12 protein-coding genes are annotated in these 15,961 nt (G+C 35.2%); 8 read left to right on the forward strand and 4 right to left on the reverse strand.

Annotated features, from left to right (window positions below; genetic code table 11):
* Positions 1 to 79: 79 nt before the first annotated feature.
* The 3 genes from OD917_RS14965 to OD917_RS14975 all read right to left on the reverse strand — a co-directional run bounded on the left by OD917_RS14965 (position 80) and on the right by OD917_RS14975 (position 3,368).
* Positions 80 to 880, reverse strand: a complete 801-nt coding sequence (locus tag OD917_RS14965) for a helix-turn-helix domain-containing protein (RefSeq protein ID WP_263524234.1) — start codon at positions 878 to 880, stop codon at positions 80 to 82.
* A 61-nt stretch (positions 881 to 941) separates the two neighbouring features.
* Complete coding sequence (locus OD917_RS14970; protein ID WP_263524235.1) at positions 942 to 2,363, reverse strand: aldehyde dehydrogenase family protein; 1,422 nt, start codon at positions 2,361 to 2,363, stop codon at positions 942 to 944.
* A gap of 180 nt (positions 2,364 to 2,543) precedes the next feature.
* The gene (locus OD917_RS14975) at positions 2,544 to 3,368 is read right to left on the reverse strand and encodes a universal stress protein (RefSeq protein WP_263524236.1); all 825 of its coding nucleotides are present in this window, start codon (positions 3,366 to 3,368) and stop codon (positions 2,544 to 2,546) included.
* A gap of 175 nt (positions 3,369 to 3,543) precedes the next feature.
* On the opposite strand from OD917_RS14975, the gene rimP reads away from it, so the two are divergent.
* The 4 genes from rimP to OD917_RS14995 all read left to right on the forward strand — a co-directional run bounded on the left by rimP (position 3,544) and on the right by OD917_RS14995 (position 8,880).
* Entirely contained in the window at positions 3,544 to 4,008 is a 465-nt protein-coding gene (gene rimP / locus OD917_RS14980; RefSeq protein WP_162614981.1) for a ribosome assembly cofactor RimP, read from the forward strand.
* Between the two features lie 19 nt (positions 4,009 to 4,027).
* Positions 4,028 to 5,281: a transcription termination factor NusA gene (nusA, locus tag OD917_RS14985; RefSeq protein ID WP_223707140.1), complete on the forward strand. Its 1,254-nt coding sequence runs from the start codon at positions 4,028 to 4,030 to the stop codon at positions 5,279 to 5,281.
* A gap of 59 nt (positions 5,282 to 5,340) precedes the next feature.
* Positions 5,341 to 8,217, forward strand: a complete 2,877-nt coding sequence (gene infB, locus OD917_RS14990) for a translation initiation factor IF-2 (RefSeq protein ID WP_263524237.1) — start codon at positions 5,341 to 5,343, stop codon at positions 8,215 to 8,217.
* A 153-nt stretch (positions 8,218 to 8,370) separates the two neighbouring features.
* Positions 8,371 to 8,880 carry a DUF4920 domain-containing protein gene (locus OD917_RS14995; RefSeq protein ID WP_263524238.1) on the forward strand — a complete coding sequence of 170 codons (510 nt, stop codon included), beginning with the start codon at positions 8,371 to 8,373 and terminating at the stop codon, positions 8,878 to 8,880.
* A gap of 99 nt (positions 8,881 to 8,979) precedes the next feature.
* On the opposite strand, the gene OD917_RS15000 is transcribed toward OD917_RS14995, so the two are convergent.
* On the reverse strand, positions 8,980 to 9,369 hold the full coding sequence (locus tag OD917_RS15000) for an SPOR domain-containing protein (protein ID WP_111287991.1): 390 nt from the start codon (positions 9,367 to 9,369) through the stop codon (positions 8,980 to 8,982).
* Between the two features lie 220 nt (positions 9,370 to 9,589).
* Here OD917_RS15000 and OD917_RS15005 point away from each other — a divergent pair, with 220 nt between their 5' ends.
* The 4 genes from OD917_RS15005 to OD917_RS15020 are packed head-to-tail and all read left to right on the forward strand — an operon-like array spanning position 9,590 to position 15,956.
* Positions 9,590 to 10,918, forward strand: a complete 1,329-nt coding sequence (locus tag OD917_RS15005) for a c-type cytochrome (RefSeq protein ID WP_263524581.1) — start codon at positions 9,590 to 9,592, stop codon at positions 10,916 to 10,918.
* Between the two features lie 32 nt (positions 10,919 to 10,950).
* Positions 10,951 to 14,001, forward strand: a complete 3,051-nt coding sequence (locus tag OD917_RS15010) for a TAT-variant-translocated molybdopterin oxidoreductase (protein ID WP_263524239.1) — start codon at positions 10,951 to 10,953, stop codon at positions 13,999 to 14,001.
* A 34-nt stretch (positions 14,002 to 14,035) separates the two neighbouring features.
* Positions 14,036 to 15,439, forward strand: coding sequence for an NrfD/PsrC family molybdoenzyme membrane anchor subunit (gene nrfD / locus OD917_RS15015; RefSeq protein WP_008466839.1), 1,404 nt, complete (start codon positions 14,036 to 14,038; stop codon positions 15,437 to 15,439).
* Positions 15,432 to 15,956, forward strand: a complete 525-nt coding sequence (locus OD917_RS15020; protein WP_008466841.1) for a DUF3341 domain-containing protein — start codon at positions 15,432 to 15,434, stop codon at positions 15,954 to 15,956. Before nrfD ends, OD917_RS15020 begins: the two co-directional genes overlap by 8 nt.
* The last annotated feature ends 5 nt before the right edge of the window (positions 15,957 to 15,961 follow it).

Consider the following 15,961-nt stretch of genomic DNA (forward strand, 5'->3'; position numbering starts at 1 on the left):
TCCTAGTAGACCAACAGAAAAGCCTCTCAGAAATGAGAGGCTTTTTTTTGTTTTATGAATTTTGAACCCGATAGTTTATTTAAGGTTTCAAAGAAGAAGGAACTATTCCGAATTTCTTTTTGAATGAAAAAGAAAAATGAGACAGGTCTTCAAATCCAACTCCAATGTAAACTTCTGATGGAGATTTTCCTTCTTTAATTAAATAATAAGCTTCCTGAAGTCTTTTGTTTAATAACCATTTTCCAGGTGTCTCAGCAAAAACTTTCTGGAAATCTCTTTTAAATGTAGCTAGACTTCTTCCAGTAAGATAGGCGAACCGTTGCATTTGAACATTAAAATGGAAATTTTTATTCATAAATGCCTCCAAATCAATTTTGCCGGGTTCGTTGAAATCAAATAAAATATCTTTTAGTTCAGGATTTACTTTTAATAACAGATGAATAGCTTCTTTAATTTTTAAATGGAATAAAGTTTCATTGTTTTCTTCTTCTACTTCAAGATAAGAAAGCAATGATTCCATAAAAGATTTGTAAAGTGGATTAGGAGCCAATGAAAACATAGCGTCCGAATCTACTTTTTTCTCAGACTTTAAATTGTACTCTTTACTTACTTCTCGCAAGATTTCTTGATCTAGAAAAAGGGAAATGGTTTTAAATTCGCCTCCTTCAGGTGGAATTTTGGTGAATTTTGCCAGATTATTTCTTCTGCTAAAACGAAAATCTCCTGGTTTTGAATAAAAAGTATTTTTATTATCGGAAGCGATCATTTCGCCAGAAATTTGATAACTAAAAACGTGTTCAGGAATAAAATGTTCTCCTTCGCGGCTTCGCGAATAATAACAAGAGTAAAGTATTTTTGGTTTTTCTGTTTTTGTGCTCATACTGTAAAATTACTAAAAGATCTGGATAATCTTTTTGAAGAAGATTTCCAGATCTGTAAAATTATTTTTGCTGAATCAAAGCTCTTGGTTCTAAATAAGCTTCTAATCCGAATGTTCCAAATTCGCGCCCGATTCCAGATTGTTTGAATCCGCCAAAAGGAGCCATTGGGTCGTGTCCAATTCCGTTTATCTGAACACGTCCGGCATTAATTTGAGAAGCTACATTGTGGGCTCTTTTTTCGTCTGATGAACTTACATAAGCTTGTAATCCGTAAGTGGTGTCGTTTGCGATTTCAATTGCTTCTTCTTCTGTTTTATAAGTGATAATAGATAAAACAGGTCCGAAAATTTCTTCTTTGGCAATTCGCATTTGGTTGTTTACATTGATGAAAACTGTTGGTTTAACGAAATTTCCATTTTCTAATCCGTCAGGTTTTCCTAGTCCGCCAGTTAAAATTTCTGCGCCTTCATTAATCCCGATCTGAATATAATCCTGAACGCGGTTATATTGTTTCGTGCTAACCATTGGTCCAACTGCTGTATTTGGATTTTTAGGATCGCCAACAATTATATTTGAAGTAATCTCTTTAATGATTAGTTTGATTTCTTCTAGCTTGTTTTCAGGAATCAATAATCGAGTGCCGGCAATACAGGCTTGTCCGTTATTCATAAACGCTGCGGCAATAGCAAGCGGAATGGCTTTTGGGAAATCGGCATCATCTAAAATAATATTTGGAGATTTTCCGCCAAGTTCAAGAGTGACACGTTTCATGCTGTTTATTGCCTCTTTTGCGATGATTTTTCCAACATTGGTTGAACCTGTAAAAGAGATTTTAGCAATGTCTGGGTTTCGGCTTATTTCTGCTCCAACAATTTCTCCTAATCCATTTACAATATTTACTACGCCTTTTGGAAGTTGGGCGTGGTGTAAGCATTCCATCATTAATTGCGTTTGTTGTGCGCTCATTTCGCTTGGTTTTATAACAGTTGTGCATCCTGCGACAATTACTGTTGCTAATTTACTAGCGATAAAACCATTGCTGGAATTCCATGGGATTATAATTCCTACAACTCCAATTGGAGTCATTTGAACTTCAGATTGTCCCATTGTTTTGGTAAAGTCATAGCTTTTTAATAAGTCAATTGCTGAATCAAATCCTTTTAGCATATATTCGTAGCTTATGGTTGCAAATTGTAATGTGCCTCCGTATTCTTCTGTCATTACATTGATAAAGTCATTTTTTCTTTTTTCAACAGAAGATTTAATGTTTGTCAGATATTGAATTCTTTCCGAAGCTGTAGTTTTTGAAAAAGTTTTAAAAGCATTTTTAGCGGCTCTAATTGCATTTTGAGTGTCTTCGGTATTTCCTAAACGAACTTTTCCTAATTTTTCATTTGTTGTTGGGCTAATAAGGTCAAAATATTCTGTTCCTTGTGGAGTTACAAATTCTCCATTAATGTAAATTTTGTCTATTGTTTTCATGTTGTAGTTTTTTAATGAATTTTTATTTGACAAATTTCTGCATTAATAGCGCGTTTCACTTTGTTGAAAAGCTCAAAGTTACTTTGTTGAAAAGCTCAATATGGTTTTGCTTAAAGTAGTGAATTGCATAAAAAAAGCTTCCCAATTGAGAAGCTTTTACTAATGTTGATATGTTGGTTTTTAGATTTTTAAGGTAATAACAGGTCTAACGGCATGATTAACTAGGCCTTCGCTAATACTTCCATTAAAGAAGTGTGCGAAACCAGTTCTGCCATGTGTGAACATTCCAATAATGTCGGCATCTATTCTGTTAGAGAAATTGATAATTCCTTTTTCGATATTGGTGTCGTTATAAATTTGGGTTGTGTAATTGGGAATGTCGAATTCAGATATAAACTCATTCATAATTTCTTCGCTAACATGAGTTGGTTTGAAGCTATTAGGAGTGCAAATGGTAACTAGGTGTAGTTTTGAATCGAATAGTTTTACAAATTTTAAAAGTTTTTTAAAAGGTTTTTTTGCTTCTTCTGAGAAATCTGATGCGAAAACGATATTAGCGGCACTAAAACTAGGGATGTCTTTTTTGATAACTAAAACTGGGATTTCTGAATTTCTAACAACTTTTTCGGTATTAGAACCTATTAGTAATTCTTCTACACCAGAAGATCCATGAGATCCCATTATGATTAAATCAACATCGTAATCTCTACTGATTTGCGTGATTCCATGTATTGGTTTGTCCATTTTTACAACCTCAGTTACTGGAATTCCATCTAAATAAGGTTTTGCGGCAACTTCGTCAAGTGTTTCGTTTGCCTTCTTCATAAAGAGCATGCTTTCAGGGATGCTTGCTCCGCCCATTATCGCGTCATTTGTCTGATGTGGTAATTCAAGCATGTGAAGAAGAATAATTTCACAATTATTCTTTTTTGCTATTTGAGCAGCAACTTTTAAAGCGTCTTCGGCGTGTTCTGAGAAGTCGGTAGGTACTAAAATTCGTTTCATGATTTTGAGGGGTTAATAATGTGAATGATTCTATGTTTTAATGCTACTATAAAGGTAAGAAATATTTTTAGAGCAATCAATTTATTTGATTTATAAAAAAAACACTATATTTGCACTGTTATTTATTAAAATCTAAATAATGAGGGGACTAAGTGTCCCCTCTTTTTATAAAATTATGACATTCAAAGAAAAAGTAAACGGATTAATTACGGAAGCTCTTCTGGAAAAACCATCAATCTTTTTGGTTGATCTGGCTGTTTCGGATTCTTTTAAAATTAGTGTTGGTTTAGACGGAGATAATGGAGTGGCGTTGCAAGACTGTATTGACATTAGTCGTGCAATCGAGAATAATCTGGATCGTGAAGAACAGGATTTTTCGCTTGAAGTAGCATCGGTTGGAGTGGGAACACCTCTGAAAATGGTAAGACAATACAAAAAAAATATTGGTAGAACGCTGATTGTTACTACAAATACTGAAAAAATCGAAGCAGAATTGATAGAAGCTAACGATGTTTTTATAATTTTGTCTTGGAAAGCAAGGGAACCTAAAAAAGTAGGAAAAGGAAAAGAAACAGTTCAAAAAGAGCAACAAATACCTTATACAGAAATTAAAGAGGCAGTTGTTACAGTAACATTTTAATTTTAATTAAAGAATTCGCATGGAAAATTTAGCATTAATCGATTCATTCTCAGAGTTTAAAGACAATAAACTTATTGATCGTGTAACGCTTATGGCAATTTTAGAGGATGTGTTTAGAAATGCATTGAAGAAAAAATACGGATCTGATGATAACTTCGATATTATTATAAATCCTGATAAAGGAGATATGGAAATATGGAGAAGAAGAGTAATCGTTGCTGATGAAGATCTGGATTTTGAAAACGAAGAAATTACCTTGACGGAAGCAAGAATGATTGAAGCTGATTTTGAAATTGGTGAAGAGGTTTCTGAAGAAGTAAAATTGATTGATTTAGGAAGAAGAGCTATCTTAGCACTTCGTCAAAATCTAATATCTAAAATTCACGAACACGATAACACAAATCTTTACAAACAATTTAAAGATATTATCGGTGATATTTATACAGCAGAGGTGCACCACGTACGTCCAAGAGTTGTTATCTTGGTTGATGATGAAGGAAATGAAATTGTTCTTCCAAAAGAAAAACAAATTCCTTCAGATTTCTTCCGTAAAGGAGATAATGTTCGTGGTATTATCGAAAGCGTTGAATTAAAAGGAAATAAACCTCAAATTATTATGTCTAGAACTTCAGAGAAGTTTTTAGAAAAATTATTTGAACAAGAAATTCCAGAGGTTTTCGACGGATTAATTACAGTTAAAAATGTAGTTCGTATTCCTGGAGAAAAAGCAAAAGTAGCTGTTGATTCTTATGATGATAGAATTGATCCAGTTGGAGCTTGTGTAGGAATGAAAGGTTCTCGTATTCACGGAATTGTTCGTGAACTTGGAAATGAAAATATTGACGTTATCAATTATACAAATAATATTCAATTATTTATTACAAGAGCATTAAGCCCTGCAAAAGTTTCTTCTATCAAAATTGATGAAGAAAACAAAAGAGCTGAAGTTTTCTTGAAATTAGAAGAAGTTTCTAAAGCAATTGGTAGAGGCGGTCACAACATTAAATTAGCAGGTCAATTGACGGGTTATGAATTAGATGTTATTCGTGAAGGTGATGTCGCTGGAACAGTTGCAGATGAAGACGATGTTGAATTAACAGAGTTCTCAGATGAAATCGAAGAGTGGGTAATTGAAGAATTTGCAAAAATAGGTTTGGATACTGCAAAAAGTATCTTGAAACACGACGTAGAAGATTTAGTAAGAAGAACAGATTTAGAAGAGGAAACTATTCTAGACGTTATGAAAATACTAAAAGAAGAGTTTGATAGCTAGTAAATAGCTGAATATCTGCTCTAACAACACAACGAAAAAGGTAATAATAAAAAGGTTATATGTCTGAAGAGAGAGTAATAAGAATAAACAAGGTTTTAAGGGAATTAAATATTTCGTTAGAAAGAGCTGTAGATTATCTAAAAGATAAAGGAATTGCTATTGATGCTAATCCTAATGCAAAAATTTCTGACAGTGAATTTAATATCCTTCAAAGCCAATTTGCGGGCGATAAGGGGAATAAGGAGGCTTCTAAAGAGGTTGGAGAAGAAAAAAGAAAAGAAAAAGAAGCGTTACGTGTAGAGCGTGAGAAAGAAATTGAGGACAAACGCAGACAAGAAGAGGAGCGTCAAAAACAACAAGAAATAATCAAAGCAAGAGCGGTTGTTTCGGGGCCTGTACAAGTAGGTAAAATCGACCTGAATCCAAAAAAACCTGCAATTACTCCTTCTGAGGAACCGGCGAAGGTTGAAGAGCCTAAAGCGGTTGCTGCACCTATACAGCCAGAAAAACCTGTTCAAAATGAAACAGTAAAATCTGAACCAGTTGTTTCGACTCCAGTTGTTGAAACAAAAAAAGAAGAACCTATTATTACTGAGAAAAAAGAAGTTAAAGCAGAATCTTCTAAAGTTGCGCAGGAGCCAATCGTGTCTACTGATCCAACAACTTCAGAGGAAACTATTACTACTCAATATCAAAAGCTTACTGGGACAACTCTTACTGGGCAAACAATTGATTTGTCTCAATTTAATAAGCCCAAGAAAAAGAAAGAAGATCCAAAAGTGGCTCAGAATAAACCTGGAGCTCCTGGAGTTGGTAATAATAACGCAAATAAAAATAAGCGTAAAAGAATTGGCCCTAAACCAGGTACGCCTGGTACGCCAAAACCTGCAACAGGAAATGCGCCTGGAACACCAAATCCAAATAATAAACCTGCTCAAGGTAACAATGGCGGAGGCTTTAATGCTAACAGAAGCCAAAGACCAGGTTTCGTAAAAGGAAACCGTCCTGCAATTGTGGCTAAAGTTGAGCCAACAGAAGAAGAAGTAAAAAACCAAATTAGAGAAACTCTTGAAAAACTTCAAGGTAAAGGAGGAAAATCTAAAGCGGCTAAATATAGAAGAGATAAAAGAGAAACACACCGTCAGAAATCTGATGATGAGCAAAGAGCTCTAGACGAAGGAAGTAAAACTATTAAAGTTACAGAGTTCGTTACTGTAGGTGAAATTGCAATCATGATGGATGTGCCGATTACTAAAGTAATTGGAACTTGTATGTCTCTTGGTATCATGGTAACCATGAACCAGCGTCTAGATGCTGAAACATTAACTATTGTAGCAGATGAATTTGGTTATGATGTTGAATTCATTACAGTAGATATTGAAGAAGCAATAGAAGTTGTAGAAGATAAAGAAGAAGATTTAGTAACAAGAGCGCCAATTGTGACAGTAATGGGTCACGTTGACCACGGTAAAACATCTTTATTGGATTATATCCGTAAAGAAAATGTTATTGCTGGTGAGTCAGGAGGTATTACGCAGCACATTGGGGCGTACGGAGTTACTTTAGATAATGGTCAAAAAATAGCATTCTTAGATACTCCTGGACACGAGGCGTTTACCGCGATGCGTGCACGTGGAGCACAAGTTACAGATATTGCTATTATCGTAGTAGCGGCGGATGATGACATCATGCCACAAACAAAAGAGGCAATTTCTCACGCACAGGCTGCGGGAGTACCAATTATATTTGCAATCAATAAAATTGATAAGCCAAATGCTAATGTTGATAAAATTAAAGAGCGTTTGGCTGGTATGAATTTACTTGTTGAAGATTGGGGTGGAAAAATTCAGTCACATGATATTTCTGCAAAAGTCGGAACAGGGGTTAAAGAGTTATTAGAGAAAGTTTTATTAGAAGCTGAGATCTTGGATCTAAAAGCAAATCCAAATAAAGCTGCTCAAGGAACTGTTGTTGAGGCTTATTTAGATAAAGGAAAAGGATATGTTTCTACAATTTTAGTGCAACAAGGGACTTTGAAAATTGGAGATTATATGCTTGCTGGTAAACATCATGGAAAAGTTAAAGCGATGCATGATGAAAGAGGGCATACAGTATTAAGTGCTGGTCCTTCAACTCCGGTATCTGTTTTAGGTCTGGATGGAGCTGCAACTGCGGGTGATAAGTTTAACGTTTTTGAAGATGAAAAAGAAGCAAAACAAATTGCATCTAAACGCTCTCAATTAATGCGTGAACAATCTGTACGTACTCAAAGACATATTACGCTTGATGAAATTGGACGTCGTATTGCTCTTGGTCAGTTTAAAGAGTTGAATGTCATCCTTAAAGGAGACGTGGATGGTTCTGTTGAAGCGTTATCAGATTCGTTCTCTAAACTTTCTACAGAAGAAGTTCAAATCAATATTATTCATAAAGGTGTTGGTGCGATTACAGAAACTGATGTTAACTTGGCTTCGGCGTCTGATGCAATTATTATCGGATTTAACGTTCGTCCTGCAGGAAATGCGAGACAGCTTGCTGATAAGGAAGAAATTGATATCCGTTACTATTCTATTATCTATGCGGCTATCGATGACTTAAAAGATGCGATGGAAGGGATGTTGGCTCCAGAAATGAAAGAAGAAGTTTTAGGAACAGCAGAAATCCGTGAGATTTTCAAAATTTCTAAAGTCGGATCAATTGCTGGTTGTATGGTAACTGATGGTAAAATCTTGAGAGCTGCTAAAATTAGAGTTATTAGAGATGGAGTTGTAGTTCATACAGGCGAATTAGTTGCTTTAAAACGTTTCAAAGATGATGTAAAAGAAGTAACTAAAGGTTATGATTGTGGTATCCAGATAAAAGGATTTAATGATATCGAAATTAATGATGTTATTGAATCTTACCATGAAGTAGCAATCAAAAAGAAATTGAAATAAGATTCAATTAATATATTTAAAGTCCCAATGCAAATTGGGACTTTTTTATTGGTAAAATTTTAGTTTGAAATTAATCAGGGCGAAAAAGATTTAGGATAAATATTGTATTTTAGTTTGTTTAAATTTAAGATGTTGAATAAAAAATAAAGAAATATGAAAAATAGATTTTATTTAGTGATTTTATTTATGTGTTTTTCTGTTTTTTCTTTTGCTCAAGAGGCGGCAGAGAAAGTAGTTCCGCCGACTGGCAATGCATTGGTTGGGGATTATTATGGAGAAGATGTCTCGAATATTACAGTTGGTAAAGCGATTTCGGTTGGAACATTAGAAAAAGATTTAAAAATTGTAAATAAAATAGAAAAAGTTGCAGTAAAAGGTGAAGTGACTGATGTTTGTCCAAAAAGAGGGTGCTGGGTGAGTGTTAAAACGGAAGATGGAGCATCTTTCTTTGTTAAAATGAAAGATTATGCCTTTTTTGTGCCAACTGCATTAAAAGGTAAAAATGTAGTTTTAGAAGGAAGTGTAGAAAGAAAAATTACTTCTGTTGAAGAACTAAAGCATTATGCAAGAGATGCTAAGAAAAACAAAACAGAAATAGACGCTATTAAAGCTCCTAAAGAAGAAATTCGTTTTTTGGCTAGTGGTATTAAAGTGGTAAAGTGAGCTAAATGTTATCGGTTTGTTTAGAAATAAAGAAGTATTTAGGCTTTAAAAAAGAATAAAAAAGCGAGATGAAAATCTCGCTTTTTTATTTGAAATAAATTATTTTCCAGGTTTAAGTAAAAAGACTGTTTTATATCTTTTTTTAATTTCAGCTAAGTTTCTTTCGGCTTCAATTCTTGTTTTGAAATTCCCGACAATTACCTTGTAGTTTGGTGTGCTAAAAATAATTGTTCCGTCAATGTCTGAATTTTCTCTTTTAAAATCCGATAGCGTTTTTTTAGCCTCGTCGCTTTTGCCACTAAAGATTTGAATTCTATAAGTATCGTTTGTATTTATTGACGTGTTAATTTTGCGCTTTTCATTTAGCAATTGCTCAAATTTAGGGTCTTGATTCAATGTTAAATTTTGGTCCTGAGCGTTAATATTGTGCGCGAAAGCAATCGTTGTAATTGTTAAGAAAAGGTTTTTTGAAGGACTTAAAATTCTCATAATGTGATGGTTTTTATGCAAAAATACTATTTAAAGTTTGAGTGTAAAATTTTAATATTATTTAGAATTGATATAAATTGATAATTAAGACTATTTTAAGGTTTTGAGAATAGCTCATAAGTCGTATTTTTGTGCAAGTTTTAAAAGAGGGTATAGGTTTTTGCTGGATTTAGTACAGAAAAAATCATACCAAAAATTAGTAGACAATTATTTATACTATATGAAAAAGGTGGGTAACCATAATTCGATCTCAAGAAAATTACTGCTTGGCTTATCGCTAACGTTAATTTTCTCCCTAACTTCATTTGCTCAAGATGCTGCTGCTCCGGCGGCGCCTGAGGCGGCTGCTCCAGCTGCAGGAGGCGGTGATCCAGTAAAAGGGAAAGAACTTTTTAATGCAAATTGCGCTGCATGTCACAAATTAGATGCTAAATCAACTGGTCCTGCTTTAAGGGGAGTTGCTTCTAAGCATGATATGGCTTGGATTTACAAGTGGGTGCATAACAGTTCTGACATGATTAAGTCAGGTGATGCTGTTGCTGTTAAACTTTTTGAGGAAAATAACAAAGCTGTTATGACTTCGTTTCCTCAATTGTCTGAAGGAGATATTGATAATATTATAGCTTATACTTCTGAACCTAAGGCTGAACCAGCTGCGGCTACAGGAGGTGCTGCAACTCCTCCTGGAACAAATGTTCAGGACGGCGCTATTTCAAATAACATTATTTTAGGAGCTCTTGCTCTTGTTATGGCTATTTTAGTTGTGATGTTGTTCATGGTGAACAAAGTATTAACTAAAGTTGCAAATAAAAACGGTATTGAGGTTGCTCCAAAAGAGGCAAGACTTCCAATCTGGAAAGCTTTCGCTAAAAACCAATTCTTGGTTTTAGTAACTGCAATCTTCTTGCTTTTGGCAAGTGGTTATTTTGTTTACGGCTACTTAATGCAAGTAGGTGTAGATCAGAATTATGAACCAATTCAGCCAATTCACTACTCTCATAAAATTCATGCTGGTGATAACGAAATAAATTGTAAATATTGCCACTCTGCTGCTCGTGTAAGTAAAACGGCTGGTATTCCTTCATTGAATGTTTGTATGAACTGCCATAAAAACATTTCTGAAGTTGCTGAAACAACTGCGACTCCTGAGTACAGCAAAGCGTTCTACGATGCTCAAATCCAAAAATTATATGATGCTGTTGGATGGGATAAGACTAAACAAGCTTATACTGGAAAAACACAGCCTGTAAAATGGGTTCGTATTCACAACTTGCCTGACTTTGTTTACTTCAACCACTCTCAACACGTTTCTGTTGCTGGTATTGAATGTCAAACTTGTCACGGGCCAGTACAAGAATTTGAAATCATGAAGCAATATTCTAAATTAACAATGGGATGGTGTGTTGATTGCCATAGAAAAACTGATGTTAAGATGGAAGGTAATGCTTACTATGACAAAATTCATGCTGAACTTTCTAAAAAATACGGTGTAGAGAAATTAACTGCAGCGCAAATGGGAGGTTTAGAGTGTGGTAAATGCCACTATTAATCGATTTATTAAGATTTTAATATATATATACAATGTCATCAAACAAAAAATACTGGAAAAGTGTTGAGGAGCTAGAAAATAGCTCTATTGTTGAGGCGCTTAGAAATAACGAATTTGTTGAAGAAATTCCAACTGATGAGTTTTTAGGTAATGCTGAGGCTTTATCTACATCAGGGACTTCACGTCGTGACTTTTTAAAGTACGTAGGGTTTAGTACAGCGGCTGTAACATTAGCTGCTTGCGAAGGTCCTGTTCACAAGTCTATCCCTTATGTATTACAGCCAGAGCAAATCATTCCTGGTGTTGCAGATTATTATGCAACTACAGTTTTTGATGGATTTGATTTTGCTAATCTTTTGGTGAAAACTCGTGAAGGTCGTCCAATTAAAATTGAAAACAATACAATTGCTGGAGCTAAATTTTCTGCGAATGCTAGAATTCATGCGTCTATCTTAGGTCTGTATGATAGCGCTCGTTTGAAAGAGCCAAAAGTAGACGGTCAAAATTCTTCTTGGTCAGCTGTTGATTTGAAAATCAAATCAAGTTTAGCAGATGCTAAAGCTAAAGGTGGTCAAGTAGTATTATTAACTAATACTTTGGCAAGTCCATCTACAGAAAAATTAATTGGTGAGTTTATTGCAAAAAATCCAAACGCTAAGCACGTTGTATATGATGCAGTTTCTTCATCTGAAGCTTTAGATGCTTTTGAAGCTGTTTATGGTCAAAGAGCTTTAGTTGATTACGATTTTTCAAAAGCTTCTTTAATTGTTTCTGTTGGTGCTGATTTCTTAGGAGACTGGCAAGGCGGAGGATATGATGCTGGATATGCACAAGGACGTATTCCTCAAAACGGAAAAATGTCTCGTCACTTTCAGTTTGAATCAAACATGACATTATCTGGAGCTGCTGCTGATAAGCGTGTTCCAATGACTGTAGCTGCTCAAAAGCAAGCTTTAGTTCAAATTTATAATATTGTTGTAGGTGCTTCTGTTCCTGTAACTTTAGAAGGAAACTTTAAAACTGAAGTAGTAAAGGCTGCTCAACAGCTTAAAGCTGCTGGTTCAAAAGGAGTTTTAGTATCTGGAATTGAAGATAAAAATGCTCAATTATTAGTTTTGGCTATCAATCAAGTATTGGCTAGTGAAGCTTTTAGTACTGCTGGAGCAAGACAAATTAGAAAAGGTTCTAATGCTGCAGTTGCACAATTAATTAAAGATTTGAATGCAGGAAGTGTTCATACTTTAATTATGAGTGGAGTGAACCCAGTTTATACTTTAGCTGATTCAGCTTCTTTTGTATCTGGATTGAAAAAAGTTAAAACATCAGTTGCATTTTCATTAAAAGAAGATGAGACTGCATCAATTGTTTCAATTGCTGCGCCAGCTCCTCACTATTTAGAGTCTTGGGGAGATCTTGAGCTTACAAGCGGAACTTATAGCTTAACTCAGCCTACAATTCGTCCTATTTTCAATACAAAACAATTTCAAGATGTTTTATTGTCAGTAAACGGTACTGCAGGTACTTATTATGACTATTTAAAAGCAAATTCTGGAGCTTACACTGCAGGTGCTTCTTGGAATAAAGTATTACACGATGGTGTAGCTGTTTTAGGAGCTTCAGCATTATCAGGAGCAGCTATTGATGCTGCTACTGCTGCAAACGCAGTTGCAAGATCTAAATCTGCTGGTGATTTTGAATTAGTATTATATACTAAAACAGGATTAGGAGATGGGCAACACGCTAACAACCCATGGTTGCAAGAGTTTCCAGATCCAATCACAAGAGTTTCTTGGGATAACTATGTAACAGTTTCTAATGCGGATGCTAAAAAATTTGGTTTGACTAACGAGATTGTTGCAAACGGAGGCTTAAATGGTAGTTATGCTACTATTACTGTTGACGGAGCAAAATTAGAAAATGTTCCAGTTATCGTTCAACCAGGTCAAGCAGTTGGTACTATCGGTCTAGCTCTTGGATATGGACGTAAAGCAGCTCTAAAAGAAGAAATGCAAGTAGGTTTAAATGCTTACGCTTTATATAAAGGTTTCAATAATGTTCAATCTGTATCTATAGCAAAAGCTGGAGGAGTACACGAGTTTGCTTGTGTTCAAGGTCAGAAAACTTTAATGGGTAGAGGAGATATTATTAAAGAAACTACTTTAGAAATATTCAATACTAAAGATGCTGAACATTGGAATGAAAAACCAATGGTATCTTTAGATCACCAAGAGGTTGAGGCTACTACTGTAGATTTATGGGAATCATTTGATCGTACAACTGGTCACCACTTCAATCTTTCAATTGACTTAAATACTTGTACTGGATGTGGAGCTTGCGTTATCGCTTGTCACGCTGAGAACAACGTTCCTGTTGTAGGTAAAGCAGAGGTAAGAAGAAGCCGTGATATGCACTGGTTACGTATCGATAGATACTATTCTTCTGAAAGTACTTTTGAAGGTGATAATGAAAGAAAAGAGGGAATTGCTGGTTTATCTAGTTCATTATCTACATTTAATGAAATGGAAAAAGCAGGAGATAATCCTCAAGTTGCTTTCCAACCTGTAATGTGTCAACACTGTAACCACGCACCTTGTGAAACAGTTTGTCCTGTTGCTGCAACTTCTCACGGTCGTGAGGGACAAAACCATATGGCTTACAACAGATGTGTTGGTACTCGTTACTGTGCAAACAACTGTCCATATAAAGTACGTCGTTTTAACTGGTTCTTATACAACAAAAACAGCGAGTTCGATTATCATATGAACGATGATTTAGGACGTATGGTTCTTAATCCAGACGTTAACGTACGTTCTCGTGGTGTTATGGAGAAATGTTCTATGTGTATCCAAATGACACAAGCGACTAAATTAAAAGCTAAAAACGAAGGCCGTCCAGTTAGAGATGGTGAATTCCAAACAGCTTGTTCTAGTGCTTGTTCTTCAGGAGCGATGATATTTGGTGATGTAAATGATAAAGAAAGTAAAGTTGCTAAATTAGCTGCTGACGAAAGATCATACCACTTATTAGAGCATGTAGGTACAAAACCTAATGTGGTTTACCATGTTAAAGTTAGAAATACTTAGTAAAATTATTAATTAAGAAACAATATAAAGGATTATGTCGTCTCACTACGAAGCACCCATTAGAAAACCTTTAGTTATAGGTGATAAATCTTATCACGATGTAACTGTAGATGTAGCTGCACCTGTTGAGGGGCCTGCAAACAAGCAATGGTGGATTGTATTTTCAATCGCATTAATAGCCTTCCTTTGGGGGTTAGGTTGTATAATTTACACCGTATCTACCGGTATCGGAACATGGGGATTAAATAAAACAGTTGGCTGGGCTTGGGATATTACTAACTTCGTTTGGTGGGTTGGTATTGGTCACGCCGGAACATTAATTTCTGCGGTATTATTACTTTTCCGTCAACGTTGGAGAATGGCCATTAACCGTTCTGCAGAAGCTATGACTATCTTCTCTGTAGTACAAGCAGGTTTATTTCCAATCATTCACATGGGACGTCCATGGTTAGCATACTGGGTATTACCTATTCCAAACCAATTTGGATCTTTATGGGTAAACTTTAACTCACCTTTACTTTGGGACGTATTCGCGATTTCAACGTATCTTTCAGTATCATTAGTTTTCTGGTGGACTGGTTTGTTACCTGACTTTGCAATGCTTCGTGATAGAGCAATTACTCCTTTTAATAAAAGAGTTTATTCTATCTTAAGTTTTGGATGGAGCGGTAGAGCAAAAGACTGGCAACGTTTTGAAGAGGTATCTTTAGTATTAGCTGGTTTAGCTACTCCACTTGTACTTTCTGTACATACAATTGTATCTATGGACTTTGCTACTTCTGTAATTCCTGGATGGCATACAACAATTTTCCCTCCATACTTCGTTGCTGGAGCGGTTTTCTCTGGATTCGCGATGGTAAACACATTGCTTATCGTTATGAGAAAAGTATCTAACCTTGAAGCATACATCACATTACAGCATATCGAGTTAATGAACATCATTATCATGATTACTGGATCTATCGTTGGTGTGGCTTATATCACTGAGTTATTCGTAGCTTGGTATTCAGGTGTAGAATACGAGCAATATGCATTCTTAAACAGAGCTACTGGACCTTACTGGTGGGCATATTGGTCAATGATGACATGTAACGTGTTCTCTCCTCAGTTCATGTGGTTCAAAAAATTAAGAACAAGTATCATGTTCTCATTCATCATTTCGATTGTAGTAAACATCGGTATGTGGTTTGAAAGATTTGTAATTATTGTTACTTCTTTACATAGAGATTACCTTCCATCTTCTTGGACAATGTTCTCACCAACATTTGTTGATATTGGAATTTTCATTGGAACGATTGGTTTCTTCTTTGTATTGTTTTTATTATACTCTAGAACATTCCCTGTAATTGCTCAGGCAGAGGTTAAAACAATTTTGAAAGGAACAGGAGATAATTATATTAGAGAAAGAGCAAACAGTAAAGATTCACATCATGAGTAATAAAGTTATATACGCCATTTATAATGACGATGACGTTTTGATGAATGCAGTAAAGAAAACTAGAGCTGCTCATCATCATATTGAAGAGGTTTTTACTCCATTCCCAGTTCACGGATTGGATAAAGCCATGGGATTAGCACCAACAAGATTAGCAATATGTGCTTTTTTATATGGATGTGTTGGTATTTCTGTTGCAACAACTATGATGGGGTACATCATGATTCATGACTGGCCACAGGATATAGGAGGTAAACCAAGTTTTAGTTTCATCCAAAATATGCCATCTTTTGTGCCAATTATGTTTGAGATGACTGTATTTTTTGCAGCTCACTTAATGGTAATCACTTTCTATATGAGAAGTAGATTATGGCCTTTTAAAGAAGCTGAAAACCCAGATGTAAGAACAACTGATGACCACTTTTTAATGGAGGTTGCTGTAAATGATAACGAAGCTGAATTGGTTTCTTTCTTCGAAGGAACTGGAGCTGTTGAAGTTAAAGTAATAGAAAAGAATTAATTGTA

This window comes from Flavobacterium sp. SH_e, from assembly GCF_025717045.1.
Taxonomy (GTDB): domain Bacteria; phylum Bacteroidota; class Bacteroidia; order Flavobacteriales; family Flavobacteriaceae; genus Flavobacterium.